Here is a 26,484-nt window from a genome sequence, read left to right on the forward strand (position 1 = left end):
CTTAGACATTGAATTTACCCTAGGGGCTTTCCATCGATTTACCATTGCGTCCGCCGGCCCAAAAGACGTCGTCTAAAAAGCCAAGGGTGCGAATCTCCCCGGTGATCGCCGCCGGGGTTGCCCTGTTCCTAGCCGGATGCGCCACTGCGCCGGCGTCGAACACGCCCCCGACGGCCGTCGCCGAAGCAACCGAACAAGCCCAACCGACAGCAAGCGCGACGGCGTCGGCGAAACCGGAGCCGTCTCCAACCGCAAGCGCGACGCCGTCGGACATTGCGCCGCTCGACTCCGAAGCTGTTCCGGACGTGACCGGCACGCCCAAGGCTCCCTCCACCCAGCCGGCCGCGAACACAACCGCCCTGGCCCTGCTGGAGACGCTTTCGATCAAGGGCCGCGCACCGAAGACCGGATACGACCGCGAGCAGTTCGGGCAGGCGTGGGCCGACGTCGACCGCAACGGGTGCGACACCCGCAACGACATGCTGAACCGCGACCTAACGGATATCGTCCATACCAACTCCGTGCCCTGCAAGGTGCAGTCAGGTTTGCTGGACGATCCGTACACCGGGACCGAGATCCCCTTCCTTCGGGGTCAGGACACGAGCAGCGACGTGCAGATCGACCACGTCGTCGCCCTGTCCGACGCGTGGCAGAAGGGCGCCCAGCAGTTGACCTCCGACCAGCGCCTCGCCTTCGCCAACGATCCGCTGAACCTCCAGTCCACCGACGGCCCCACCAACCAGCAGAAGAGCGACGGCGACGCCGCCACCTGGCTGCCGCCCAACAACGGTTACCGCTGCGAGTACGTGGCGCGTCAGGTCTCCGTCAAGGCGACGTACACCCTGTGGGTCACGCAGGCCGAACATGACGCGATGGTCCGAATCCTGTCCGACTGCACCGGCACCCTCGCGCCGACCAACCAGGTAGCGCCGCCGGTCGTCGCGCCGGTCCAGCCGGTCGAGACGCCCGCGCCCGTCGTCGAGCCTGTTGCTCCTGCCCCGGCGCCCGTCGTACCGGAGCCGGTCGCGCCGCCCGTCGTCGTTCCTGCTCCGGTTGCGCCCGCTCCCGTAGCACCCGCACCGGTTGCGCCCGCACCGGTACCGGCGCCCGTCGCTCCCGCCCCAGGTGCCAGCTACGCGAACTGCTCTGCGGTACGCGCCGCCGGAGCAGCACCTATCTACGCGGGTACGCCCGGCTTCGAAGCCAAGTTCGACGGTGACGGCGACGGGGTGGGCTGCGAAAGCTGACCGATCGCACGAGAAGAAACGGCGGGGCAGTCACCCAGGTGACTGCCCCGCTGTCGTTCCTGTCGACCTACCGGCCCACGAGCTCGAAGGGCGAGGACGCCGCCCCGGTCCAGCGGAACAGGTCGAGCACCGCGGTCTGCTTGGTGACGCCGTCCTCGACGACGCGGCCCTGCGTGGCGATGTAGAAGTAGCCGTTGCCGAGCGACTCCAGGCCGACGTCGGCGGTGAAGTTCCAGCCGCGGATGCCCGTCGGCTCGTGGCGCAGCCCCTGCTGGAGCAGGGGGAGCAGCAGGCCTTCCTCGCGCCTGCGCTGGCCCTCGATGATGCCGCGCGTGGGGCGTGAGGAGCCGTCGATGGCGAAGAGCGAGTAGTTGGGGAACTGCGTCTTCACGCCCTTGTAGACGCCGAGGAACCAGGTGTGGGTGAAGGCGTCGTAGTCCAGATTCTGCACGCCGTACGTGGTGTTGCCCGTGCGGACGAAGTACTTGCCGTCGGTGGTCGCCGGCCCGCTCGCGTGCGGGGCGGTCTGCGTCAGGGGCCGCTCGTACTTCCTCCAGCGCGTGACGTCGTACTGCAGGAGCACCTGGTGGTCGTTGTCCGTGCGCTCCGTGTTCGAGTAGATGCCGTAGGCGACGGTGAGGAGCTGCTTGCCGTTCTTGCGCCCGAACGCGGGGCCGAAGGTGACGCCGTCGATCCCGCTGCTGCCGTACCGGTGATCCGGGGTGTCGGCGATATTGCCGTCGAAGACGCCGTCGCCGTCCATGTCCGCTGTGAAGTCCTGCACCACCTCGTCGAGGTAAACGGCGGTGACGATGCCGTCCGTCTCGGCGTCCATGTCCACCCCGGTGATCCGGTCCACGTCGAAGATGGCGATGTAGAAGGACTCGGCCTCCTTGTACTCCAGCGACCCGTAGACGCGGCCGTCCTTCTCGTTGAAGTCGAGGTCCCCGAGGTGCCCGGTGAAGCCGGTGACGGTGCCGAGTACGGTCCCGTCGAGGTCGGTCTTCACGAGCATCGAGGTGAAGGAGTAGTAGACCACCTCGTTCTCGGTGTCGACGGCGATGCCCTGAACGTGCCCGGCGGGCCAGGCGCCGCCGTCGATCGTGGCGGGGAAGTCCTCGACGGCGGGCTTCGCGGCACCGGTGACGAGGACTGCGGACAGGAGAAGGGTGATGGCGCGGACGATTGCTTTCATGGGGCTCCTCGTCGGGCGGTGGTGCTGTCACCTCCACGCTGCCGAGGGGGAGCCACGGGCCGGTGGCCTCCACGGAGCCCGCGGGTGAACACCCCGCGAAGGGTTTGTCTCGCGTTCCGTCCTCCGCACCTGATGTACTCGGGACAACGCCCGCCGTTCCCGGAAGGACACCATGACCATCGACACCGCCGTCTTCGAGCTCTCCGACACCTCCACCACCGCCATGCACGAGCTGTACCGGCACCTCCACGCGCACCCCGAGCTGTCCATGCAGGAGACGCACACGGCTGCCTTCATCCTCGAGAAGCTGGGCCACCTCGGGCTCGACACGTTCATGTGCGGCGGAACCGGCGTCGTCGGCATCCTGCGCAACGGCGACGGACCAGTGGTCGCCTATCGCGCCGACACGGATGGCCTTCCCATCCAGGAGGACACCGGGCTGGACTATGCGAGCACGACGACGGGCGCGCTCGCCGACGGCACAGAGGTGCCGGTGATGCACGGTTGCGGACATGACACCCACGTGACCGTGGCGCTCACCGCCGCGCAGTTGCTGACGGAGAACCGCGACGCGTGGTCCGGCACCGTGGTGTTCGTCTTCCAGCCCGGCGAGGAAACCGGAGAGGGCGCCGAAGCGATGGTGGAGGACGGGCTGTGGGACAAGGCGCCCAAGCCGGAGATCGTATACGGTCAGCACGTGTGGCCTGGCCTCGCCGGAACGGTAAACATCACCAAGGGCACCGCCATGGCGATGGCCGACTCATGGAAGGTCACGGTGCACGGCAAGCAGGCGCACGGGTCGCAGCCCGAGCAGTCGATCGACCCGATCGTCCTCGGGGCCCACATGGTCGTCCGCATCCAGACGATCGTGTCCCGCGAGGTGCATCCGATGAAGTCTGCCGTCGTCACGATCGGCACCTTCCACGGCGGCCTGAAGGAGAACATCATCCCGGCGACCGCGGAGTTCACCCTTAACGTGAGGACGTTCGACGTCGACGTGCGGGAGCGCGTGCTCGCCTCCCTGCGCCGCATCATCAGCGCCGAGGCCGCCGCGTCCGGAGCGCCGGAGCCCGTCATCGAGGAGATGTCGAGCTTCCCGCAGTGCTACAACGACCCCTCGTCCACGGAGGACCTCATGGCCGTGCTCGGCGAGGTGCTGGGGGAGGACGCCGTCGTCGAGTCACCGCCCGTGATGGGCAGCGAGGACTTCGGCCTCCTGGCCGAGGCCATCGGCGTGCCGAGCGTCTACTGGTTCTTCGGCGGGCACCCGCAGGAGGTGCTCGACGGCGACGGCCCGATCGCGGGCAACCACTCGCCGTACTTCGCGCCGGTGATCGAGCCGACGCTGACCACCGGCGTCAGGGCGGCGATGACCGCCCTTCTGTCGAAGGGAGGGACCGGGGCATAAACCCGATTAATCCTCGACGGAAACTGAGCGAAACAAGAACGACCAGTACCCATACTTAGCGTGACGCAATCACCACCACGAATATGGGGATAACCATGGCTACATCCGTCCTGTCCAAAACCAGGCTCTGCTCGGTGCTCCTGGGAGTAGGTCTGCTGGCACTGACCGGCTGCGGCGGAGGGTCGAACGCATCGCTCATCGAGGTGGCGGAGACCATCGCTACGCCATCCAGCTCCGCTACCGCGAGTTCTGCGCCGAGCGCGACCTCGGCTCCCAAGCCGACGGCTACGCCGACGCCGACCCCAACGCCGACGTCGACCCCGGAGCCGGTCGTGACCGTCAGCGAGGAGTGGGTGGAGGAGCCTGTTGCCTTCACCTCGCGGCGTCAGGACGATCCGAACCTCGATCGCGGTGTCGAGGCGCTCGCGATCGCCGGAGTCGCGGGCGTCAAGGCAACCCGCTTCCTGGTAACCCTGACGGACGGCATCGAGACCGGGCGCGTGGCTGCCGGCGAGGAGATGCGCGCAGTTCCGGTGGAGGAAGTCATCGCCGTGGGCACGAAAGCACCGGTTGTCGTCGCGCCTCCCACCCCGGTGCAGGCCGCCGTACCCGCCGCCGGCGGATGTGATCCGAACTACGACGGCGACTGCGTGCCGATCGACAGCGACGTCGACTGCGCCAGCGGGAGCGGCAACGGTCCTTCCTATGTGCAGGGGCCCGTACGCATCGTGGGCTCCGACATCTACGGCCTCGACCGCAACGGAGACGGCTTCGGTTGTGAGTAGTCGGCCCTGCACATGCCGGTAGGGGTCGCTAGGGTCAAGAAATGCGCAGCAGCACTGACGACCCGCCCCTTTTCCAGCTATCCGCCGTCGAGCTGACCGGTGCCATCCGCCGTCGCCAGGTGTCCGCCCGTGAAGCACTCGACGCGCACTTCGACCGGATCGACGCCGTCAACGGCTCGCTCAACGCCGTCGTCACGGAGGACCGTGAGCGGGCCGCCGCGCTCGCGGCCGCCGCCGACGAACTGACGGCGTCGGGCGCGGATCTCCCGCCGCTGCACGGGCTGCCCATGACGCACAAGGACACGCACAACACGAAGGGCCTGCGGACGACGCAGGGGTCGACCGTCTTCAAAGACTTCGTGCCGACCTTCGACGATCTGATCATCACCCGGTTGAAGGACGCGGGCGTGGTGACGACCGGCAAGACGAACGTGCCCGAGTTCGCCGCCGGGGCGCACACCTTCAACGAGGTGTTCGGGACGACGCTCAATCCGTACGACACGAGCCGGAGCGCCGGCGGCAGCAGCGGGGGAGTGGCGGCCGCCATCGCGGCGCGGATCCAGCCACTGGGCGACGGCAGCGACATGGGCGGCTCGCTCCGCAACCCGGCGTCGTTCTGCAACATCGCCGGATACCGTCCGTCGATCGGCGTCGTCCCCTCCGTGCCAACCCGCAACGCCTGGGCGTGGTTGAACCGCGCCGGGCTCATGGCGCGCAACGTCGAGGACATCGCCCTGGGCATGGCGGCGATCGCCGGCCCTGACCCCGCCCTGCCGTACGCCTACCCCGTCTCGGGTTCGTTCTCTGCGCCGCTGGAGCGCGACCTGACGGGCGTGCGGATCGGCTGGTCGCCGGACTTCGGACTCGGCGTCCCCGTGGACCGGGAGGTGCTGCGGGTCCTCGAGGGGCAGCTGCAGGTGTTCGCCGATCTCGGCGCCACCGTCGAGGAGGCGGCGCCCGATCTCCGTGAGGCCGATCGGGTGTTCCGGACGACGCGGGCCTTCGACTTCGTGCTCGGACTCGGCGATTTGGTCGTGAAGCACGGCGAGGCAATCAAGCAGGAGATCCGTTGGAACGTGGAGCAGGGGCTGCAGCTGGGTGCGCAGGACATGGTCGACGCCGCCATCGCCCGCACGCGGCTCGATACCAGCGTGCGCCGCTATTTCGGGACGTACGACGTGTTCGCGAGTCCGACGGCTCAGGTGCTGCCGTTCGATGCGACCGAGCGGTATCCGACCTCGGTCAACGGTGTCGAGTTCGAGACCTATGTCGACTGGATGCGTTCGGCCACCCTGATCTCGGCGACGGGCCTGCCAGCCGTCTCGGTGCCGGCAGGCTTCAGCGAAGGTGGGCTACCGGTCGGACTGCAGTTGGCGATGCCGCACGGCAGCGACCTGGAGCTGCTGCAGGTGGCCTATGCGTTCGAGCAGGCGACCGGTTGGGCGAAGCGGGCGCCGGAGCTGTAGTAGGGAGCAGAGGACCGGATGCTTAGCGTGCTTTTACTGACTAGGCCAGCAGGACTTCAGCTACTCGTTAGGCCGGCAGCTAACGCTGCTCCGAAAGCTGGAAGATAACGCCGGATGTACCAGGAACTAGCTTGTTGCCGCCACTTTGCGCAGTCGGATAGATCGAATCGGCGAGGAGGGCCAGCCGGTCCCGGTTGAGTGGAGCGTTCGACCCCGCCACAATGCGGAACATGGCTTAACCTGAATCGCAGCTTCAATCGAATCTTGCATGTGTAGGGTCGGCACCCTACGGCAGCCGACCCTACAGTCTTGCTCAAGCAATTTTAAAACGTGTACTCGAAGCCCCTCCCGTTGTTACCCAGCATTACAAGAGTCCCAGTCGGCGCGGGAACGTCAAGAAGGAGCTTGGCAGTTACTTTCTCATTCGGGCCCATGCCTGCGGACGGGAATATAAGGGAGTCATCAATGCACCCATAGGTCGCGGCTGTACTCAAGTTGCCGTTGAATGTGGTTCCATTCTCAGCAATGTACTTGAAATCGTAACCGCTGAGTCGGAAGTTCGGATTCGTGCTCTGCGCCAATTCGGGCGATGTCTCCACGACGAGGTCGAGCGCGATCATAGTGCCGTTCTCAGGAGGGTAGTAGGCTGCATTTTCCCCTGTGCACTCAATGGGCGCGATGGAATTGACAGAGAATTTTGCTTGAAGATCGCCTGGGTAAGCATCGCTGATGGTGCCGAAAGCTCCTGATGGCATGATCAAGTGCCCACGGGAGCTTAAGTTCTCATCTTCAGTCTTCTTCGGTGATGGTGTTGTCTTTACCGGAGCCGCAGACGGTGCCGAAATTGGAGTGCTGCTCACCTCGCTGCTCGGCTCTGCAGAGCTGACTGCATCGTTGCTGCTGCCGCAAGCGGTGAGTGCCAGGGTGGCAGAGAAAGTCAGGGCGGCGAGAATCTTCTTCATCTTGTTCCTTGTTCTTCAATCGTGGAGCAACCGTTGCCCCGAGTGCTCCGTCTTGGTCATGAACCAGCGCCGCCCGAAGCGGTAGCAAAGCGATAGTGCGCGAACTCGTGATCGATGGACGATTTTTATCGTCACCCAATCATTTCACTATTATCCCTTTACCCTTACGATGGCTGGATCAGCGACATCCTTCACAGCTGATATTCCTGCTGCGGCCGCCTGCGCCAGACACCACTTCCCAAGGGTGCCCAGGGCCAGGCTCCCAGGTTCCTGTCCCTTTCTAAACGCTGGCCGACCAGTGAGCAAAACTGTCCGACGTGTAACCCCCTTTTTCGTAACTGCCTGTCCTGTAGTGCAGCGAGGAAGGCTGCACGCACATGCTCTGGGGCAGCGGACGAGGGCGGGACGTGCTTGACGACGTGTCGCTGAAGATGCCCGTTCGCTGACGAGGTCTTATTACCCGGTGGGGCAAGGGGCGGTGGTATTTTCTGAGTAATTGCAGGCGTAGTAGGTGGAAGTACCGCCCTGAGCTTGGTTGCCACGTCTGGCGCTGCGGACGGCGCTTTTGCGGCACCGACGGTGAAAGCCGCCGGCTCAGCCACAGGCGTTGGCGCTTGTGAAGGTGCCAGGTCGACAAGCGCGGCAAGTTCGATATGGAGGGCTGCCAGTTCGCGATGAATCGCTGCCATGAGGATCGCAGGATCGGGCCGTGCGGGTGCAGGTGGGTCGAGCTCCCGGCGCACCGCCGAGCCGATGGAGCAGCGGAAGAGGGCAGCCAACGCTTCCGCCAGCTCAAGCTGAGCGCTGCCTGTCGAGACGACCAGGGGAGCAGTGACGGCCCTGCGCTCCACCATCAGCGCAACCTCATTGAGTGACCCGTAGACCGTGCCGTAGCGCAACCGCTCGCGCCGGGTGGCGTCACTGACCTCTGGCGAATAGACGCTCGGATACAGATTGATCGAGTGCTGGTCGACGGACTGGAAGTGCTCCTTGCAGATGTGCTGCCGCAGCACTTGGCGGACAGCCTGGAGCTGCCTGCCGACCTGCTCCACGGGGTTCGGGACTCTTGACCCGTTCGCGAGGAGCCACGGCTTTCCCTCATCCATCACCTGCAGGACCGCAGCCGGGTACCGCTTCCACTCGCTGAGGATGAAGGTCCCCTCAGCGTGTTGTAGAAGAGCCAGTCGACCTCGGCGACGGGAAGCCCAGGCGCGTCGACGCGACAGTTGCTGAAGGCCCAGACATGGTCGCCCAGCAGCTGGTGCAGGCGCGTCACGTCGGTCGGAGCCGCCCGGTGGGCGGCGCTGTTCGTCGAGGGGAAGTGCAGCAAGAAAGGGCTCTCGGTCGGGGAAGGGACGGAAGGGGACGGAAGGGTCAGAACGGCGGCAGGGCGCCGGCCACCGACGCGAGGACAACCGCGGGCGCGGCGAGAAGCCAGCCGATCCGCCGTCGTCGTGCCTGTTCCACCAGCCGGTGCAGCGCCTCGAAGGACCCACCGACGTCGGCGGGGTTGTTCAGTGCCGAGGGCGCTCGCCGCCACGTCGACGGCTGCGCGGCCGCGGCGGAGAGGAGGGAGACCTGCTCGGGCGAGAGGACGGTCGGGCGCCGGGTGATCCACCGCAGCAGCTGGGTCTGGGTGAGCACGGAGACCGTCCGGTGCTTCTCCTTCACCGTCACCTGACGCGCACCGACGACGACGATCCCCGCCGTCGCGACGACCTCGTGGCGCACGGCCGCGGAGAGCAGCTTCCCGGCCCGCACGGATTCGTGCTCCGAGTTGCGGACGTACGGATACCGTGTACCGGCCACCATGAAGGTGCCTTTCGCCGTCCAGACGTTCTGGCCGGCGTGCCGTTTCGCGTTGATCGTGAAGACGCCGGTCGGGCCGATCACCACGTGGTCGATGTCTGAGGACTTCTCGCCCACGGGGACGGCATGCAGGACGGTCCACTCCGGTCCCAGCGACGCGAGGGTGCGGCCGACGGCACGCTCGCCGAGAGCACCCCAGTACCAGGGACGGCCCTCGGGGCCGAGCGGGTGGACCCCGAACGTCCGCGCTATCAGCCCGCGTGGGGACCTCGTGCCGTGGACGTCGAGCAGCTGCTCCATCACGGACTGCCCCGGGATGCGGTTCCTGAGCAGCCCCAGTGTCGCCGGTTCGATGTGCGCGGCGTCGTCGAGCGGCGCGACGGCGTTCACGGCCTGTGTCCGTAGTGCATGCGGATCCCCCTGAGCGGCCCGGCCGAGCTGAGCCTCACCGGGTACGACGAATCTATCGCCCGGTCCTCAGCAATGAGCCGGTCTGCTACGCCGGTTGGCGGCAGGATTCCGTCAGCATTTCCGCACCTCGCAGCGGAAGGGCTGCCGGACCGCCCCGAGCCGGGCGGCTACGCTGGTCGAGGCCGCAGAACGAGCGGGCACGGCTACAGGGAGAACAGTGCACGGTCTCAACTTCACGGCGATCGACTTCGAGACCGCGAACAGCAAGCGCGGCTCGGTGTGTGCCGTGGGCCTGGCGAGGGTGATGAACGGCGTCGTCGTCGAATCCGCGTCCTGGCTGATCCGGCCCCCGCGTTCCGTCAGTGAGTTCTCCCCGATCAACGTCGCCGTCCACGGCATCCGCCCCGCCGACGTCCGCACGGCCCCGGGATGGCCGGAGAGCCTCCGGCGCATCATGGATTTCACGGGGGACGACCCGTTCGTCGCCCACAACGCGCCCTTCGACCGCTCGGTGCTGCGCGGGGCATGCGCGGAGTCGGGGCTCGCGGTGCCCGAGAACCCGTTCCACTGTTCGGTCGCTCTCGCCCGGCGCCTCCTCGGCCTCGAGGTGAACAAGCTCCCGCACATCGCGAAAGCACTCGGCCTGGGCACCTTCCGCCACCACGACGCAGGAAGCGACGCGGAAATCTGTGCCGCCGCCGTCGTCGCTATCGCACGGCAGCACGCGCTGCACTCGCTGGACATGCTGTGGCCCGCGGCGCAGCCAGCGCGGTCGCGCTGACTGCCGGGGGAGTCTAAGGCGTGAGGACCAGGGCCCTGCGCCGCCGCCATCGCGCGAACGCGATGGGCGCCCACCGGCACAGCGCCCAGTAGCCCACGCCGACCGGTAGGGATCCGACGACGGCGAGGACCGGGTGGAGGGGGAGCAGCACGGGATAGACGAGCCAGTGCGTGAGGTAGATGTACAGGGACGCGGCGGCGAGCCAGCCCGTCACGCGCCGCAGGATCGACGGCACGGGCAGTGCCGGCACCCACGTGATGAGCAGCAGGCCGACCACGATGGTCGCCTCGCGGAGCGGGTGGTCGAAGAAGCCCGGCACGGTCAGCACCGCGAGGGCGGACACCAGCAGGCGACGGCGGGTGTCCCCGGCCCGCGCCACGGCCCAGCCCAGCGCGAAGAGCCAGAACACGGGGAGGGGCTTGGGCAGGCCGGGATCGACGATGTCGTACCGGCTGAGCAGCGTGACCGCCAGGAGACCCAGGGCGAACGCGAACGGCGCGCGGCGCTCGAGCCGGTCCACCCAGGGCACGGCGAGCAGGGCCGTGACGGCGACGAGCACGTAGACGAGCATCTCGACGAACCAGAAGTGCCACTCGCTGGTGACCTCCTGCGGCCCCACCATGCCGTTGAGCAGGAAGATGTTGGCGACGCTGTAGTCGTCGGTGAGGACGTACGCCACCGCGATGAACGCGACCGACGGGACCACGATCCTCGCGAGGCTCCTGGCATGGCGCCTCAGCCGCGCGGGCCGGTCCCCGGTCAGCTGGAACCGTGCGAAGTTGAAGCCGGCGACGACGAACAGCAGATGGGCGGTGTGGAACGTGAACAGCTCGACGTGGGCGGCCACGATGCAGATGATCGCGACGGCCCGCAGCACGATCGACGGTTCCAGGAAGGAGACGAGCCGTCGGCGGCGTGGCCTACCACGGCCGGACAGTTCGCCCACGGTCAGGAGATGCCAGTCGGTGGGCAGCGGACCGAGGGCCGCCTCCAGCCGGACGGAGAGGGCGACGTAGGAGAGCGAGTCGCCGTCGAGCGTGACGAAGGTGTCGGAGGCCCGCACGTCGGCGCGGTCGAGGCACTCCGCGAAGATCCGCGGCACATCGTCGGGACCCTCCTGGTGCGGTCGTTCGTCGGCGGTAGCTCCGGCCTCCGCTGCCGCCAGGCGCCGGACCGCGGGGTAGTCGATCTTGCCCGTGGTCAGCCGGGGCAGGCGCTCCACCGGGTGCAGCCCGACCGCGGCCCGGGGCAGCCCCAGGTCGGTGGCGAGGATTCTCGCCAGGAGATCCGTGTCGTGTCCGCCCTCGACCGCGATCACCAGGCCGTCGTCGGAGCCGGCAACGGCGGTGACGGCGCCCAGGTCGCCGAGGATCCGCTCGACCTGCCCGAGGTCCACCCGCAGACCGGCGATCTTCACGAACCGGCTGCGACGGCCCACCACCTCGTAGAGGCCATTCGGGTGCCGGCGGGCGAGGTCCCCGGTCCGGAGTTCGTGCAGTTCGCGCCCGCGCGCGAGGTCGCCGGGATGCTCGGCGTAACCCAGCATCACGTTCGGGCCGGTGTAGACCAGCTCCCCGTCGGGCAGGCCGTCCACGGGATCGATGCGGAAGGAGCCGCCGGGGACCGGCACCCCGATGGTCTCCGGGTGCTCCGCCGCCAGGTCCGGGGGCAGGTAGGCCATCCGCGCGGTGGCCTCCGTCGCCCCGTACATGACGTACAGGTCCCAGCCCCGCCGCTGGCCCGTCTCGGCCCAGGACCGGACCTTCTCCGGCGCCAGCCGCCCGCCCGCCTGGGTGACGTAGCGCAGGCTCGGCAGGTCCATGTCCGCGAAGCCCACCCGGTCGAGCAGGTCGAAGCTGTACGGCACGGCGGCGAAGGAGGTGGCGCCGCGCTCGCGGAAGACGTCCCAGAAGCAGGGGTCGACGACGGACAGGTCCGTGAGCACGAGACCGGCCCCGCGGGCCAGGTGGCTGTTGACCACGGATAGGCCGTAGCAGTAGGAGAACGGCAGGGTGGTGGCGGCCCGGTCGTCGGGGCCGATGCCCAGGTACTCGGCGATGGACCTCGCGTTCTCCTCGAGATTCGCCCGGGACAGCCGCACCAGTTTCGGCGAGCCCGTGGACCCCGAGGTGCTGAGCAGCAGTGCGAGATCGGGATGGAGCTCGTGCCGGGTGCCGGGCCACCGCTCGTCGACGTCGAGCGAGCCGTTCCCGGTCCGGAGCACCACGTCCGGCTCGTAGCCGGCGACGAGGGACTCGAGCGCCGCGGGCTTGTCCGCCGGCACCACGAGCAGCGGGTGGCCGGCCGTGATCGCCGCGAGATAGGCCACGAGGGTCTCCACGTCATTGCGTGCCGCGAGGAGGACGAGCCGCCGCTCCGTGCCGAGGCGTGCCGCGACGTCGTCGACACAGGCCGCGAGCTCGCGGTACGAGAGCACGCCGTCGGCGGTGAGGAGCGCGGGCCGGTCGCCGTGGCGGGCGAGGTCGGTGAACGTGGCCTCGGAGAGGTCCGGGTCGAGGCTCATAGGGCCGCCGGGGGTCGGGGGGCGTTGCGGGGCGGCGTGGTGACCGCCCGGTCACCGACGAGGAGCGTGGGGGAGGTGCCGGGGGCCACCGTCACGACGACCGCCGTGCCGACGGGGTGGCGCACGTCGTGGGGCTGCCAGGACCGCAGGGTCCGCCCCGACGCGAGCGTGACATGGTGCAGCACGAACGCGCCGTGGTACTCCACGGCCGAGACGTGGGCGGTGGCGTCCGCGGCCGGGCGCAGGGCCACCTCGTGGGGCCGGAGGACGACGTCGACGTCCACGTCGCTGTCCGCCCACCCCGGCACCGTGGAGACCACGCCGATCTCGCAGGTCAGCAGGGCGCGGTGCACGTGGGCGGGCAGGAAGTCCGCGTCGCCCATGAACGAGGCGACGAAGCGCGTGGCGGGCTGCTCGAAGACCTTCTCGGGGATATCGGTCTGCTCGATCACGCCGTCGTGCATGACGACCACGCGGGTCCCCACTGACAATGCCTCCGTCTGGTCATGGGTGACGAGCACGCCCGTGGTGCCGGTCTCCCGCAGCGCCGCCACGGTGTCCCGGCGCACCTGCGCGCGCAGCGACTCGTCGAGGCCGGAGAACGGTTCGTCGAGGAGGACGACGGCGGGGCGCGGCGCCAGCGCACGGGCGAGGGCCACGCGCTGCTGCTCGCCGCCGGAGAGCTCGTGCGGGTACCGGTCCGCGAGGTGGGCCAGCTGGACGAGGTCCAGGAGGTCGCCGACACGCTTCCGCCGCTCGCCCCGCGGCAGCCGGTCGAGGCCGAACTGCACGTTGCGGGCCACGGTCAGGTGCGGGAAGAGCGCATGGTCCTGGAACACGAGCCCCACACGGCGGTTCTCCGGGTTCACGAACCGGGTCCCGTCCGCGACGACGTCGCCGGCCACGGTGATCCGCCCGGCGTCGGGCCTCTCCAGGCCTGCCACGAGCCGCAGCGTCGTCGACTTGCCGCACCCCGAGGGGCCGATCAGGGTCACGAGTTCACCCGCGGGGATGGCGAGATCGAGTGCCTCCACGCCGCGGGCGGACCCGTAGCGCTTGGCCACCCCTTCGAGGGTGAGCGCCGGCGGGGCACCCGCCGGGCCCGTAGCGGCCGGCGGAGCGCTCTGCATCTGTGCCGTCACTGTCCTTCCCTTCCGGAAGCGGTCCCGTGTACTTCGCGCCGTCGGGTCTGGCGGACGAGGACGAAGACGGGGATGATGGCCGCCGCCACGATGACGAGGGCCGGGAGGGAGGCCTTCTCCCAGAAGTTCTCCCGTGCGAGCTCGTACACCCACACGGAGGCCGTGGTGAAACCGAACGGCCGCAGGAGCAGCACGATGGGCAGTTCCTTGATGGCGTCGATCACCACCAGCATCAGGGCGACGGCGACGCCGGGGCGGGCGAGGGGCAGGTGCACCCGCCCGAGGATCCGGCGCGGACCCGCCCCGAGGCTCAGCGCGGACGACGTGACGGTCGGGGCGATCTTCTCGAGGCTCGCGCTGACGGACTGGTAGGCCGGGGCGAGGAACCGGATCACGTAGGCGTAGAGGATGCCGGCCACCGACCCGGTGACGATCAGCCCGGTGCCCCCGGGGATCCCGGCGCGCTCCAGAGCGGTGTCCAGGGCGGCGAAGGACAGCAGGACCCCGATCCCGATGACGGCGCCGGGCACCGCGTACCCGAACGTGGTCAGCTGCGCCGCGAAGGAGACGAGGCGGCCCCCACCCATGCGGATCGCGTGGCCGACACCCAGGGAGACGGCGACGCACGCGAGGGCGGTGATCGCCGCGACCAGGAGGCTGTTGGCCAGATAGTCGGCGAAGCGCGGGTCCGCGAGGAAGAAAGCATCGGAGGCGGCCTGACCGAAAGCCCAGACCAGCAGTTGCCCCACGGGGATGAGGAACCCGGCGGACAGGGCCGCCACGCAGGCGGCCGTCGCGGCCCAGGCGGGTGCGCCCCGCAGGCGTTCCGGCTGGAAGCCCTGCCGGCGTCCGCCCTGCTGGTGGTAGCGTGCCCGGCCGCGCAGCGCCCGTTCGGCGGCCAGGACGGCCACCGCGAACAGCAGGACCAGGACGGCGAGCTGCGTCGCGGCGTGGAAGTCGAACGTGCCCTTCCAGACGAGGTAGACGCCCACCGAGACGGTCTGCACGTTGAAGTACTGCACGGTGGCGAAGTCCGTCAGCGTCTCCATCATCACCAGGGCCAGTCCCGCGGCCAGGGACGGCCGGGCGAGCGGCAGCACCACGCGTCGCAGGGCCTGCCCGCGATTGGCCCCCAGGGTGCGGGCGGCGTCGTAGGTCCCGGAGGACTGTTCGATCAGCGCCGAGCGCGCCATCAGGTAGACGTAGGGGTAGAGGGACAGCGTCATCACGAGGATCGCGGCCGGCAGCGAGCGGACCTCGGGCACCCAGACGTCCGTCCCGAACACGGCCCGCAGGAGGGACTGCACGGGGCCGGCGACGTCGAAGACGGACAGGAAGATGAACCCGAGGACGTAGGCCGGCACGGCCAGGGGCAGGACGAGCAGCCACACCAGCAAGTCACGCAGCGGGAACCGGTAGGCGGTCACGAGCCACGCCAGGCCTCCGCCCACCAGCAGCGCCCCCGCGCCGACGCCCAGCATCAGGGCGAGGGTGGTGAGGATCATCGGGACGAGGTCCCGCGGCGGGGCGGTGCCGCCGAGACTGCCGAGGCCGTCGAGAACGACGGCCAGAACGGGGGTGGCGACGACGACGGCGACGGTCACGACCAGCGTCGACCAGGCGGGCCGGCCGACGCCGTACGTCCGGTAGCGACGGCGGGGCGGCCGCGGCTCGGCGAGCGCCGCCGTGTCGGTCACTTGTATCCGGCCTCGGCGAGCAGGTCGACGGCGTCGGCGTTGAGCGTCCCGTAGGCCTCGGCGTTGAGCGGCATCCGCGTGAACTCGCCGAACCCGGCGATGACCGGCTCGGGCTCGACGGCCGGGTTGACGGGGAACTCGTGGTTGGCGTCGACGAAGGCGTTCTGCCCGTCGGTGGCTAGCCACTCGAGGAGCTGCTGCGCATCCTCCGCGTTGTCGGAGCCCTCGACCACGCCGGCGCCGGAGATGTTCACGTGCGTCCCGGCGCCCGCCTGGCTCGCCCAGTACAGGTCCACGTTCAGGTCGGGGTTCTCCTCGAGGGTGCGGGCGAGGTAGTAGTGGTTGTTGATGCCGACGTCGCACGTCCCGGCGTCGATGGCCTCGAGGAGGAGGACGTCGTTGCTCAGGATCTCGACGTCGTTGGCGACCCAGCCCTGGACGATCTCGAGGGCCCGCTCCCGGCCGTGGAGGTCGATCAGGCCGGCGACGAGGGACTGGGTGTAGGCGGAGGTGGCGTCCCGCATGCACAGCCGGCCCTTCCACGTGGGGTCCGCGAGGCCCGCGTAGGTCTCGGTCGCATCGAAGTCGGCGGGGTCCACGGCGTCGGGGTTGTACGTGACCGTGCGCGCGCGCAGGGCGAGTCCGTACCAGCGGCCCTCGTCGTCGCGCAGGTCCTCGGGGACGGCCTCGTCGAGCACCGGGGAATCGGTGGCGGCGAGTTCGCCCTGGCGTGCACCGTTCCAGAGGTTGCCGGCGTCGACGGTCAGGAAGACGTCGGCCGGGGTGTCGTCGCCCTCGGCCTTGAGGCGCTCGAGGAGCTCGGCATCGTCACCGGTGATGAATTCGACGGTGATGCCCGTCTCGTCGGTGAACTGTCCGAAGGCACCCTCGAGGTCGTAGTGCCGGGCCGAGTAGATCTGGAGGTCGGCCGAGTCGCCACCGATGGCACTGCAGCCCGTGAGGATCGAGGTCAGGGCTGTCAGTCCGACGAGGGTGGCCGTCAGGGGGCGCGGATGCATCAGGTCTCTTCTCAGGCAGTGGGGGATGTCCGTCGAACGCGAGGCTCTCAACGAGCAAGGGTAGCCTAAGTTAAGTAGGCAGGGCTATTCGGGATCAGCTCAGGATGTCCTTGGTGCTGAACCGCCCGTAGGCCAGCGCGCCGAACACGGCGATGTAGCCGAGCTGCAGCAGCGCGTTGTCCGCGAAGGAGTTCCAGACGATCGGCTGCCGCAGGAGGTCCGCGAAGCCGAGCCAGTAGTGGGTGAACAGCCATGGGTGCAGCCATTCGAGCTGGGGCAGGGCGCCCAGGATCTGCGACACCGCGGCCAGCGCGGCCGTCGCGGCCATGGCGCCGACCGGGATGGTCGTCAGCGTCGAGATGAACAGCCCGATGGCGCTGAGGCCCAGCAGCGACACCGTCACGTACAACGCGAGCAGCAGCAGCCGCCCGAAGTAGCCGGGAATGCCCACGGTGTCCCCGGACAGCAGCGTCACGGGCCCCACGGGGAACAGCAGCGCCCCGATGATCGCGCCGGTGATCACGACGGTCAGGGTCGCCACGAAGCAGAACAGCGCCGCCCCCGCGTACTTCACGAGCAGCAGCCGTATGCGACCCGCCGGCGCCACGAGCAGGTAGCGCAGCGTCCCGAGGTTGGCCTCGCCCGCGATCGTGTCGCCCGCGACGACCCCGATGGTGAGCGGCAGGAACAGCGGGATGGCGACGGTGAGCGCCGTCAGCGAGACGAACAGCCCGTTCTGCGTGATGCTGTCGAGGAACGCCGGACCGCGGCCGCTGCCCGACCCGTCGGAGGAGACACGCACGACGACGGCGATGAGGATCGGGATCAGCGCGAGTGCGCCGATCATCGCCCAGGTGCGGAGCCTGCGGAACAGGACGGTGATCTCGGAGACCACCAGGGTCAGTCCGAGCGAGACGTCAGCCGGCAACGTCGAACCCCTCTCCCGTGAGGGCGACGAACCGGTCCTCGAGGGACGCGCCGCTCGCCTCGAAGCCCCGCACGCGCACGTCGGCGCGGACGAGGGCCGCGTTCACGGTCTCGGGCTGGAGCCCGGGCACCGAGAGCTCGGCGGTGACGACGTCGTCGCGCCCGTGGAGCTCGGGGACGAGCCCCAGCCCGGTGAGGACGTGGTGGGCGTCGGCGTGGTCGGGCGTGGTGATGCGGACCCGCGCCGTGCCCGCGGACCGGAGTTCGTCGAGGGTGCCCTGCGCAACCAGCCGGCCCGCGCTCATGACCGCGATCATCGTGCACATCTGCTCCACCTCGGCGAGGAGGTGGCTGGAGACGAAGATGGTGGTGCCGTCGTCGGACAGGGATCTGATGAGGTTGCGGACCTCGCGCGTGCCCTGCGGGTCGAGCCCGTTGGTGGGTTCGTCGAGGATCAGCAGGTCGCGCGGCGCGAGCAGCGCATTGGCGATGCCCAGGCGCTGCTTCATGCCGAGCGAATAGGCGTGGGCCCGCTTCTTCGCGGCATGGCCGAGGCCCACGCGGTCGAGGGCGGCGTCCACGCGGGCGTTCCGAGTGGCGGGGGACGTGTGGCGGTCGGCGGCGTCGAACCGCTGCAGGTTCGCGCGCCCCGAGAGGAACGGATAGATGGCCGGCCCCTCGACGAGCGCACCCACGCGCGGCAGGACGGCGCGGGCGTCCTTCGGCATGGCGCCGCCGAGCAGCCGGATCTCCCCACTGGTCGCCGCGGCGAGGCCGAGGAGCATGCGGATGGTGGTGGTCTTGCCCGATCCATTGGGTCCGAGGAACCCGAACACGGTGCCGCGGGGGACGGCGAGGTCGACGCCGTCGACGGCCCGCTGCCTGCCGAAGGCCTTGGTCAGACCGCGCGTCTCGATCGCGAATCCGCCGGCGCTCGCGGACGGAGTCCGCACGGCCTGTGCGGACTCCGCGGGTACTCCTGCGATCACTGCCGGGAGGCAGCGACGAGCTGGTCGACGCCGACGGCGCCTGCGAGGATCCGGCCGTCGTCGGTGACCAGCACCGAGACGAGCGAGGTCTGGAGTGCCTTCCCGCCTTCGACGTCGGTGAGGGCCTGCTCCAGGAGGGCCTGGGCGCCTGCGACCTCCTCGGGATCCATGCCCGGCTTGATCTCCATGATGTCGCCCATGCCGGCGGCGTCCCCGGCAGCGGACCCGAGCCCCAGCTTCGCTGCGGTGCCGGCGGGCAGTTCGACGATGGTGCTCCAGCCCTCACCGATCACCGTGGGCTGCTGGGGTGCCTCGGCGGGAGCCTGGGCGAGGTCCTTCCCGGCCTCGACCTCCGCCTTCAGCTCGTCGGCGGTCGGGGCCTCCGTGACGGTGGCGCCTGCCGGCGGGGTGAACGCGAAGACGTCGGCGTCGGGGGTGCTGAAGTCCACCGCGCTGAAGCCGGCGGAGAACGCGGCCTCCTCCTGGCCCTTCGCGAGGACCGTGACGTTCAGGGGGACACCGGTCTCGGAGTCGACGCTGACGGAGATGGTACCGATCAGGGTGGCGTCGTCCTCGGGTGTGAGGACGAGTTCGTAGGCACTGCGGCCTGCGACGCGGCTCGTCCCCTCGACCGTCACCTCGGTGCTGGGGTCGATCCGTGCGAGGAACACCTCGGCGACCTCGGCGGGCGTCCGGGGGAGGTCCAGGAGCTCGGGGTGCTCGGCGGCCTTCTCCTGCAGCTTCGCCTCGAGGTCCGCCTTCACGGCGTCCTTGTCGGGAAGGGCGGCGTGCGTGGCCTCGTTGGACTCGGAGTCGTAGTACCAGGCGTCGTTCCCGTTGATGACGACGTCGCGCTGCGCCAGCTGGTCGAGCACCTGGACGCGTGCCTTCTCCGTCCCGTCGACGTACACCTGTGCGGTGTGGTCGGCGGTCAGGAGCTCGAGGGCCGTGGAGGTGGGGTCGGAGCTGGAGGTGCGGCCCGGGGGAGTGGCCATGCCGATGTCGGGGAGGCCGAGGTCCGACGACTGCTCGACGGTGCCCGAGTAGGCGTCGTCGGTGCTGGTCGCCACGAACTCGAGCAGCTCCTGCGCGGTCTTCGCGGGCAGTTGCGGTTGGGCTTCGGCGACGGCGGAGCCGCTCACGGCAGCAGTGACGATGACGACCGGTACGATGCCGGCCGGGAGCCAGCGCCAGTTCTTGTTCATGATTGAGCCTTCCGAACGGATCTGTGCCCCATCTGGCGCCAAGGCTACACCTGCAAGCTGGACGTTGGGCACGTGTACTTCGGAGAACGAGTGGGACGTGCGAGGCGTGCCGCCGACACGCGGAGAAGGGACGGCCGGAGCCGTCCCTTCCCATGGATCCGGATGAGCTAGCGCGTGACGCGGCGACGGCCGGCGACCGTCTCGGCGACGCCGATCAGCAGCACGGCCACGATGACGGACACGATGAAGCCGAAGACGTTCAGCTCGAAGATGTTCCCCGTCCCGAGGAGGCTCGCGATCGAGCCGCCGATGACGGAGCCGACGAGCCCGAGCAGGAGGGTGGCGACGAGCCCGAGGTTCTGCCTGCCGGGCTTGATGAGCCGCGCGAGGGCGCCGATGACGAGTCCCGCGATGATGAAACCGATCATGATGAATCTCCTTGGAAGAGGCCGCGCTGCGCGCGGGAAGCCTGTGGTCCTGGTGGCAAGCGACCCGCCTCTGTGCTTCGGGCGTTGCCAATACCGTCGATCGGTTCAACGATAGAGGAATGCCAAGCCCACTGAGGAATTGTTGATGGAGCGAGCCGGCAGGCCCGGGCGCTCCCGCGGTGCCCGATCCGCCGGACGCAGCCGCCCGCACGGCGCCAGCCGGATTCTCGGGCTGGTGGTCGGCTGGCTGCTCGTGCTCGTCGGACTGGCCGCCCTCGTGCTCCCCGGCCCGGGCCTGCTGGCGCTCGTGGCCGGCCTCGCCGTCCTGGCCCAGCAGTACGAGTGGGCGAGGCGCTGGCTGAAGCCCGTCAAGGAGAAGGCCTTCGCCGCCGCTGCACAGGGCGTGAGGACCAAGCGCGCCATCGTGCTCAGCTTCGCGGGTGCGCTCGTGCTGCTCCTGCTCGGCGTGCTCTGGGGCGTGAACCCGCCGAGCCCCGCCTGGTGGCCGCTCGACGAGCGCTGGTGGCTCACCGGCGGCTGGAGCGTCGGATCGAGTCTCATCCTCTCCGCGGTGCTGGCCGCAGCGTTCATCGTCTACAGCATCCGCCGCTTCCGGCCGTGAGGGAGCCAGGCCTGTACCTGCCCGAGAGGAGATCGACGTGACGTTCCAGGAGGTCATGGAGGGCGCAGGCAAGGCCGTCGATGCCGCCGGCGTGGCGGCGATCGTCATCGGTGCCGTCGTCGCCACCCTCATCGCGGGCGCCGCGATCCTGCGGCACCGACGGGACGTCGGCATCTACGACCGGTACCGCCAGCGGCTCGGCAGGTCGATCCTCCTCGGGCTGGAACTCCTCGTCGCGGCCGACATCATCCGCACCGTGGCCGTGACGCCGACCTTCGAGTCCGTCGGGGTGCTGGCCGTGATCGTCCTGATCCGGACCTTCCTGAGCTGGTCCCTCGAACTCGAGATCAGCGGCCGGTGGCCCTGGCAGAAGCAAGCCCCGGGCCCTCCCGACGGGTCGGCCGGAGCCTCCTGACCGGCGACGACGCGCCCCGCGCGGGACGCGTCGTCGGGTGCTAGTGCCCGCCGTGGTCCGAGGTGTAGTCCAGGCCCGTCCGGACGAGCGTTCCGCCTGCCTCCTCCGACAGCGCGTTCCTGGTCGAGTACAGGTACTCGTCGTCGACCTCGACGTCCGCCGGCTGAGTGGCTTCGGCGAAGAGTTCCGCCTCGTCGGTCCCCGCCGGGATGATCGAGATCCTGTTGGCGAACAGTTCGGCGACGAAGAGGTTGCCATGCCGGTCGAACGCCAGCCCGGTGGGCGACGTGAGGCCGGAGACGACGACGTCGACATCACCCGAGTCCGGGTCGAAGCTGCGCACCGAGCCGAGCGTCGGATCCTCCGGGATACCGGGCAGCGACGTCAGGTACAGCAGCCCGTCCGGACCGAACTCGATGTCCGTGGGCACGGGCTCGGAGTTGAACGTGTAGCCGAGGACGCACTCGGGCAGGGTGATGCCCTGGGCCGTGAGGGAGGCGAGGAGCTCTTCCGTGGCCAGGGTGGGCACGGGGTCGAGGACCGTCGCTTCGATGTCGCCGCGCCGGGTGTCCACCGTCCAGATGACGTTGGCCCCTGCGTCGGCCACGTACACGTAGCGGCCCCGGTCTGACACCGCCGTCGCGAACGGGTGCGAGTAGACCTCGCCGCCGTGGGGCAGCAGGAACTCGCGGAGATCGGCGGGGAGTTCGGCCGCGCAGGCCTCGGGCAGGTCCTGGAACCCGTACTCGTTGTCACCGTCGTAGTTGTTCTCGGTCTCGAGCGCCGCGAAGTCGGCGATCACGCGGGTCTCGCCGTCCTCGAGGACGCTGACGTTGGCGACGAACGGGTCGGTGCTGCCGGGTCCGCCCGCGCTCTCGGTGTAGTAGACGTCGCCGTACCGGGTGGAGACCCCACCGATCTCGATGCCGGGGCGTTCGACCAGCGTGGCGGTCTTGCCGTCACGGTCCACGCTGGTGAGCAGGCCGGCGAAGTTCTGCGAGACGTAGGCGGTGTCGTCGCGGCCGACGGCCACCCGGAGCGGGGACACGAGGCCGGTCGCGAGATCGACCGAGTCTCCGGCGGTGACCTCCCGGTCGCCGTATCCCGAGCCGGCGACGGAGGGTAGCGCGGTTGCGACGGCGGAGGAGGTGAGGGCGACGGCGAGAGCCGCAGCCGCGATGGACGTGCGTGAACCCTTCATGGTTGCTGTCCTTGGGTGCGAGGGATCGTTGAGACGCTCAGACCGGCCCAGCACCGAGGGGCGGCAGCGCCGCCGTACCACCCGCGCCGGCCTCGAAGTCCCCCGGGGCCCGCGCGCGGTTCAAGCGTAGGACCGGCCCTCGGACGTGTCCACGGCGGCGGCGCGAAATTGCCGTCGTCCGGGGCGAAGGGAACCTAGGGCGCCCCTCGGCCCGTCAGGGCCCGCAGCTGCTCCGTCAGCTCACGGGCCTTCTCCTCCGCGCCGGCGTCCAGGTGGAGGCGTGCGGCTTCGGCGAGGTGGCGGGCGGCCAGCTTGGGGACGCCGGCCGCGGCGTGGTACTGGCCGAGGCAGTCCTCGAGCTCGGTGATCGATTCGAAGTCGAGCAGGGCACGCTGCCCGTCGACGGCGTCGAGCAGGACCTTCGCTTCCCCCAGGTCCTCGGTCAGCAGCGCGAAGCGGGCCTGCACGAGCGCGAGCTCGGAGCGGTGGCTCGGGCTGCCGACGAGCCGCAGCCCCAGGTCGGCCTTGCCGAGGTATTCACGGACGGACTCGTCCACGATGCCGGCCTGCAGCTTGAGGCTGGCACTCGCGCGGTGGAACTCGGCCCACGTGACGAGATCCGACTGCGGCAGCAGCAGTTTCGCGGCAAGGGCGTGCTGCTCCTGCCCCACCTCCACCTCGCCGCGGCGGAAGGCCACATTGCCGATGGCCCACGCTCCGCGCGCGATCAGGAGGGACGGCACGAACGGGGCGCCCTCGACGACGTCGAGACCCGTCGCCACCTCCCAGGCCTCGTCGAGGTCCCCCTTGACGGACAGTGCCGCGATGAGGATGAACGTGGCCTGGAGACGGGCCGGTGACAGCTCCGGGAGCTCGGCGGCGGACTCGACGGAGCGGCGCGCGAGCTCGAGGGCATCGAGGAGGCGTCCCGAGGAGCGCGCGATGGTGGAGAGACGCCCCTGGACGATGGACCGCAGCTCGGCGGACACGACCATCAGCGAGGGCTTCTCCATCTGCAGCAGGACCGCCTCGGCCTCGTCGAGCCGCCGCAGGGTGATCAGCGACTGCGCCTGGAGCATCGACATGTCCCACCAAGCGGGCCCGTTCCGCTGCTCGAGGGCGATGTTGGCCGCGTACTCGGCCTCCGATGCCGCCAGGGCGTCGTCGTGCATGTCGCGGGCGTAGTTGGCGGCGAACATCGCGGTGGTGAGGGCGGGCTGGTCCTCGGGGCTCGGCGGCTCGACCCACCAGTTCAGGGTCTGCACGGCCATGCCCAGCTGCGTGGCGAAGTGCTGCACCATGTCCGGTGTCGGCTGGCGCAGTCCCCGCTCCAGCAGCGAGATGAAATGGTCGGAGTACACCCCGGCGCCCAGTTCGGCCTGGGTGAGTCCCTTGGCACTGCGCGCCTGGCGCAGCATGTCCCCGAATCGCATGCTTTCACGTCCCCCATAGATGCGGCCACGACGATCCGCTCTGCCGGGGTCGCTGCGTGACCTCTCCTGTCTAGCAGATGCCGCGGACATTGGGGAAAGCGGCGCTCAGCCGAGGTGCCGGACGGGGACCCGCTTCGGGAGCACGGGCGAGGCGAGCAGGGTCAGGATGCCGGCGAGCGGCACCACGATGAGCCCGACCCGCAGCGAGGAGGCGTCGGCGACGGCACCGACGATCGGCGGGGAGAGCAGGAACCCGAGGCGCAGCAGCCAGCTGATCACGGTGAGGCCCGTGCCGGCACGGAGCCCGGGCAGTTCGTCCGCGGAGTGCATGGCCGCGGGTACGAGCGTGGCCACGCCGAGCCCCGCCAGCCCGAAGCCGAGGATGGTCAGGGGGATCGACGGGAACAGCAGGGCCACGCCCATGCCGATCGCCGCCAGGGCGCCGCCGGCCTGTGCCACGGCTCGCTGCCCGAACCGGTCCACGAGGCGGTCCCCGAACAGGCGCCCCACGAACTGGAAGCCGACGAGGGCGACGAAGCCGAGGCCCGCGATCGTGGGCGTCGCGTCGAGGGAGCCGGTGAGGTACACGGCCGCCCAGGTGCTTCCGGCGTCCTCGACGAGCGCTCCGGCGATGCCGATCACCACGAGGGCCGCGAGGATGCCGACAGTGCCGAACAGCCTCGGCCGTGCCGTCCTGCGCGGCGCGGCGTCGGCCGGGTGTTCCGTCGCCGGGGAGTCGGGGGCCTCGGTCGGCTCGGGGCCGGGCAGGAGGAAGCGGTAGCACACGAGGGTGAGGGCGCTGAAGAGGACGAACGACACCGACAGGTGCAGTCCGCGCGGGATGGCGAGGCCCGCCGCCGTCGCGCCCATCAGGCCGCCCAGCACCGCGCCGATGCTCCACACGGCGTGAAACGAGTTGAGGATGGACCGCTTGTACAGCTTCTGGACGCGCAGGCCGTGGGAGTTCTGCGCCACGTCCGTGATGGCGTCCATGGCTCCTGCGAGGAACAGGGTGGCCGTCAGGACGGCCCACGACGGCGCGATGCCCGCCAGGAGGATCGACAGGCCGATGAGCCACGTGCCCACCGTCGCGACGCGGGAGGACCGGAAGCGGTGGACGAGGAACCCCGACGCCAGCCCGGCCGTGATCGCGCCGAGGGGGAACGCGGCGACCGAGACGCCGAACGCGGCGTTGCTCAGGTCCAGCCCGTCCTTGATGGCCGGGTAGTGGGGGAGGATGTTCGCGAACATCGCCCCGTTGGTCAGGAACAGCGCGCCGACCGCGAAGCGTGCCCGTCCCAGCCGTTTTGCGGTGTACTCCGTGGGCTGCGCGGGCGCAGGACGACTTCCGATCGGACGTTCCTTTCGACGACCGCCGTGGCGGTACCGGCGGACGCAGGAGAAGAGCCCGATGGGTAGAGCCTACGGCGGAGCTCAGGCCTCGGGTGGCAGCGCCTCGTGGTGCTCCTTGCCCTTGGTGCGGCGGTCCTCCTTCATCTCCGCTTCGAAGAGGTGCCGCTTGCCCTCGACGAGCGTGTCGCGGGCCTCCTTCTCGAAGGACTTGAACTCGGAGTAGTAGTGGTCGTCGTAGTCCTCGACGATCTGGAAGGTCCACCGCCCCTCGATCACGTTGCGGCCGATGATCTCGCTCGCGAGCCGGTCGGCGATCTCGGTGTGCCCGCCCTTGCGGAACAGCTCCTCCGCCTCGGAGAGGTTCAGGTCGGCGGTGCCGGTGAGGCGGTGGAAGCCGTAGAGGTGGCCGCGGGCGTGCTCCAGGACCTCGAGGGCCTCGGAGAGCTTGCCGAGGGCCTCGACCGTGATGTCGGTGACCCCTGGGGGGCGCTGGTGGGTTGTGTCGGGACCGGGGGTGTCAGGTGTAGCCATACTTCGTACCGTACCCAGACCGCCCCGCCCTCGGACAGCAGTTTTTTGCTTCCTGGAGCCGTGCCTAGCCCAGTTCGGGCTTCGTGATGACGGCGATGTCGTCGTCACCGGATCCCGCGCGCTGCGCGTCGGTGAGGGACTGCAGGACGGCGGTCACCGCCGGCAGGGGATCGGGGGTGGAGCGGAGCATGAGGCGCGCGTCCTTGGCGAGGAGGTCGGCGGAGAACTGCGTGTCCCCGAACGTCCCGCCGGTGATGACGGGGCCCTTCATGCCGGCGATGACGCCGAGACCCGTCCCCTTCAGCAGGTCCAGCACGGCTGCGGCGTCGAGGCCGTTGGCACGGCCGAGGCGCAGCGCCTCCACGAGGCCCTGCAGCGTGACGCCGAGTGCGAGGTTGGCGAGCAGCTTGCCGGTCGCCGCGTCCGAGGGCGTGGCGACGCGGCGGAGGCGCTCGGGATCGGCCCACAGGGCGGCGAGCGGTTCGACGACGTCGACGTCCTCCGGCGCACCGCCCAGCAGAACGCCCAACCGGCCCGCCCGCGCCGGGGCGAGGCTGCCGATGACGGGTCCGTGCACGTAGCGGACGCCTGCTGCGGCGGCGTAGTCGGCGAACTCGCGGGTGTCCTCGGGGGAGACCGTCGTGACGTCCAGCCAGACGGCTTCGGCGGGGATCTCCAGCCCGGAGAGCACCACGGCCCGCACGGTATCGGGCCCGAAGAGGACCGTCATCACCACGTCGGCGTCCCGCACGGCGTCCTCGGGGGAATCGGCCTGCGTGGCGCCCGCGTCGCGGAGCGGCCCCACGGCAGCGGCCGTCCGGTTCCAGGCCGTCAGGTCGTGGCCGGCAGCCAGGAGGTGTACTCCGAGTTCGTGTCCCATGCGTCCGACGCCGAGCAGTGCGATCTTCATGAATCCTCCGGTTGCTGGTTGATG

24 protein-coding genes are annotated in these 26,484 nt (G+C 69.6%); 7 read left to right on the forward strand and 17 right to left on the reverse strand.

All coding sequences use genetic code 11. From position 1 onward, the window contains the following. Window positions 1-86: 86 nt before the first annotated feature. Window positions 87-1,247 carry a GmrSD restriction endonuclease domain-containing protein gene (locus ACX80K_RS11510; RefSeq protein WP_459272012.1) on the forward strand — a complete coding sequence of 387 codons (1,161 nt, stop codon included), beginning with the start codon at window positions 87-89 and terminating at the stop codon, window positions 1,245-1,247. Between the two features lie 67 nt (window positions 1,248-1,314). On the opposite strand, the gene ACX80K_RS11515 is transcribed toward ACX80K_RS11510, so the two are convergent. Then, complete coding sequence (locus tag ACX80K_RS11515) at window positions 1,315-2,442, reverse strand: hypothetical protein (protein ID WP_459272013.1); 1,128 nt, start codon at window positions 2,440-2,442, stop codon at window positions 1,315-1,317. Between the two features lie 172 nt (window positions 2,443-2,614). Between ACX80K_RS11515 and ACX80K_RS11520 the strand changes: the two genes are divergently transcribed. The 3 genes from ACX80K_RS11520 (at window position 2,615) to ACX80K_RS11530 (ending at window position 6,101) form a co-directional block, all read left to right on the forward strand. Beyond that, window positions 2,615-3,850, forward strand: a complete 1,236-nt coding sequence (locus ACX80K_RS11520; protein ID WP_459272014.1) for an amidohydrolase — start codon at window positions 2,615-2,617, stop codon at window positions 3,848-3,850. 332 nt (window positions 3,851-4,182) lie between these two features. Further along, window positions 4,183-4,635, forward strand: coding sequence for a G5 domain-containing protein (locus ACX80K_RS11525; protein WP_459272015.1), 453 nt, complete (start codon window positions 4,183-4,185; stop codon window positions 4,633-4,635). A 41-nt stretch (window positions 4,636-4,676) separates the two neighbouring features. Beyond that, entirely contained in the window at window positions 4,677-6,101 is a 1,425-nt protein-coding gene (locus ACX80K_RS11530; RefSeq protein WP_459272016.1) for an amidase, read from the forward strand. Between the two features lie 323 nt (window positions 6,102-6,424). On the opposite strand, the gene ACX80K_RS11535 is transcribed toward ACX80K_RS11530, so the two are convergent. The 3 genes from ACX80K_RS11535 to ACX80K_RS11545 form a co-directional block, all read right to left on the reverse strand. Further along, entirely contained in the window at window positions 6,425-7,063 is a 639-nt protein-coding gene (locus tag ACX80K_RS11535) for a hypothetical protein (protein ID WP_459272017.1), read from the reverse strand. Window positions 7,064-7,254: 191 nt separating this feature from the next. After that, window positions 7,255-8,115, reverse strand: coding sequence for a hypothetical protein (locus ACX80K_RS11540; RefSeq protein ID WP_459272018.1), 861 nt, complete (start codon window positions 8,113-8,115; stop codon window positions 7,255-7,257). A gap of 322 nt (window positions 8,116-8,437) precedes the next feature. Further along, window positions 8,438-9,262: a nuclease-related domain-containing protein gene (locus tag ACX80K_RS11545; RefSeq protein ID WP_459272019.1), complete on the reverse strand. Its 825-nt coding sequence runs from the start codon at window positions 9,260-9,262 to the stop codon at window positions 8,438-8,440. 238 nt (window positions 9,263-9,500) lie between these two features. On the opposite strand from ACX80K_RS11545, the gene ACX80K_RS11550 reads away from it, so the two are divergent. Next, entirely contained in the window at window positions 9,501-10,064 is a 564-nt protein-coding gene (locus ACX80K_RS11550) for a 3'-5' exonuclease (protein WP_459272020.1), read from the forward strand. A gap of 13 nt (window positions 10,065-10,077) precedes the next feature. Here the strand turns inward: ACX80K_RS11550 and ACX80K_RS11555 are convergent, their stop codons facing one another. The 8 genes from ACX80K_RS11555 to ACX80K_RS11590 all read right to left on the reverse strand — a co-directional run bounded on the left by ACX80K_RS11555 (window position 10,078) and on the right by ACX80K_RS11590 (window position 19,995). Beyond that, window positions 10,078-12,588 (reverse strand): AMP-binding protein, encoded by a 2,511-nt coding sequence (locus ACX80K_RS11555; protein ID WP_459272021.1) that lies wholly within the window; start codon window positions 12,586-12,588, stop codon window positions 10,078-10,080. Further along, window positions 12,585-13,730, reverse strand: a complete 1,146-nt coding sequence (locus tag ACX80K_RS11560) for an ABC transporter ATP-binding protein (protein WP_459272022.1) — start codon at window positions 13,728-13,730, stop codon at window positions 12,585-12,587. Before ACX80K_RS11560 ends, ACX80K_RS11555 begins: the two co-directional genes overlap by 4 nt. Continuing rightward, window positions 13,727-15,427, reverse strand: coding sequence for an ABC transporter permease (locus ACX80K_RS11565; RefSeq protein ID WP_459272023.1), 1,701 nt, complete (start codon window positions 15,425-15,427; stop codon window positions 13,727-13,729). The genes ACX80K_RS11560 and ACX80K_RS11565 overlap by 4 nt, the downstream gene beginning before the upstream one ends. Continuing rightward, window positions 15,424-16,446 (reverse strand): extracellular solute-binding protein, encoded by a 1,023-nt coding sequence (locus tag ACX80K_RS11570; protein WP_459272024.1) that lies wholly within the window; start codon window positions 16,444-16,446, stop codon window positions 15,424-15,426. Before ACX80K_RS11570 ends, ACX80K_RS11565 begins: the two co-directional genes overlap by 4 nt. Window positions 16,447-16,540: 94 nt before the next feature. Next, window positions 16,541-17,374 (reverse strand): ABC transporter permease, encoded by an 834-nt coding sequence (locus ACX80K_RS11575; protein WP_459272025.1) that lies wholly within the window; start codon window positions 17,372-17,374, stop codon window positions 16,541-16,543. After that, complete coding sequence (locus tag ACX80K_RS11580; RefSeq protein WP_459272026.1) at window positions 17,364-18,326, reverse strand: ABC transporter ATP-binding protein; 963 nt, start codon at window positions 18,324-18,326, stop codon at window positions 17,364-17,366. Before ACX80K_RS11580 ends, ACX80K_RS11575 begins: the two co-directional genes overlap by 11 nt. Window positions 18,327-18,358: 32 nt before the next feature. Further along, a complete protein-coding gene (locus ACX80K_RS11585) occupies window positions 18,359-19,567 on the reverse strand; it encodes a LolA family protein (protein WP_459272027.1) in 1,209 nt (402 codons plus the stop codon). 167 nt (window positions 19,568-19,734) lie between these two features. Then, window positions 19,735-19,995, reverse strand: a complete 261-nt coding sequence (locus tag ACX80K_RS11590) for a GlsB/YeaQ/YmgE family stress response membrane protein (RefSeq protein ID WP_459272028.1) — start codon at window positions 19,993-19,995, stop codon at window positions 19,735-19,737. 145 nt (window positions 19,996-20,140) lie between these two features. Here ACX80K_RS11590 and ACX80K_RS11595 point away from each other — a divergent pair, with 145 nt between their 5' ends. Further along, window positions 20,141-20,617, forward strand: coding sequence for a PGPGW domain-containing protein (locus ACX80K_RS11595; protein WP_459272029.1), 477 nt, complete (start codon window positions 20,141-20,143; stop codon window positions 20,615-20,617). Window positions 20,618-20,654: 37 nt separating this feature from the next. Then, the gene (locus tag ACX80K_RS11600) at window positions 20,655-21,032 is read left to right on the forward strand and encodes a DUF1622 domain-containing protein (protein WP_459272030.1); all 378 of its coding nucleotides are present in this window, start codon (window positions 20,655-20,657) and stop codon (window positions 21,030-21,032) included. A gap of 40 nt (window positions 21,033-21,072) precedes the next feature. Here ACX80K_RS11600 and ACX80K_RS11605 read toward each other — a convergent pair whose 3' ends face one another. The 5 genes from ACX80K_RS11605 to ACX80K_RS11625 all read right to left on the reverse strand — a co-directional run bounded on the left by ACX80K_RS11605 (window position 21,073) and on the right by ACX80K_RS11625 (window position 26,460). Next, window positions 21,073-22,233 (reverse strand): ScyD/ScyE family protein, encoded by a 1,161-nt coding sequence (locus tag ACX80K_RS11605; protein ID WP_459272031.1) that lies wholly within the window; start codon window positions 22,231-22,233, stop codon window positions 21,073-21,075. Window positions 22,234-22,427: 194 nt separating this feature from the next. Beyond that, the gene (locus ACX80K_RS11610; protein WP_459272032.1) at window positions 22,428-23,666 is read right to left on the reverse strand and encodes a helix-turn-helix domain-containing protein; all 1,239 of its coding nucleotides are present in this window, start codon (window positions 23,664-23,666) and stop codon (window positions 22,428-22,430) included. A 105-nt stretch (window positions 23,667-23,771) separates the two neighbouring features. Next, window positions 23,772-24,968: an MFS transporter gene (locus ACX80K_RS11615; RefSeq protein ID WP_459272101.1), complete on the reverse strand. Its 1,197-nt coding sequence runs from the start codon at window positions 24,966-24,968 to the stop codon at window positions 23,772-23,774. 132 nt (window positions 24,969-25,100) lie between these two features. Continuing rightward, window positions 25,101-25,550, reverse strand: coding sequence for a hypothetical protein (locus tag ACX80K_RS11620; RefSeq protein ID WP_459272033.1), 450 nt, complete (start codon window positions 25,548-25,550; stop codon window positions 25,101-25,103). A 64-nt stretch (window positions 25,551-25,614) separates the two neighbouring features. Continuing rightward, entirely contained in the window at window positions 25,615-26,460 is an 846-nt protein-coding gene (locus tag ACX80K_RS11625; RefSeq protein ID WP_459272034.1) for an NAD(P)-dependent oxidoreductase, read from the reverse strand. Window positions 26,461-26,484: the final 24 nt, after the last annotated feature.

This window comes from Arthrobacter sorbitolis (assembly GCF_054510995.1).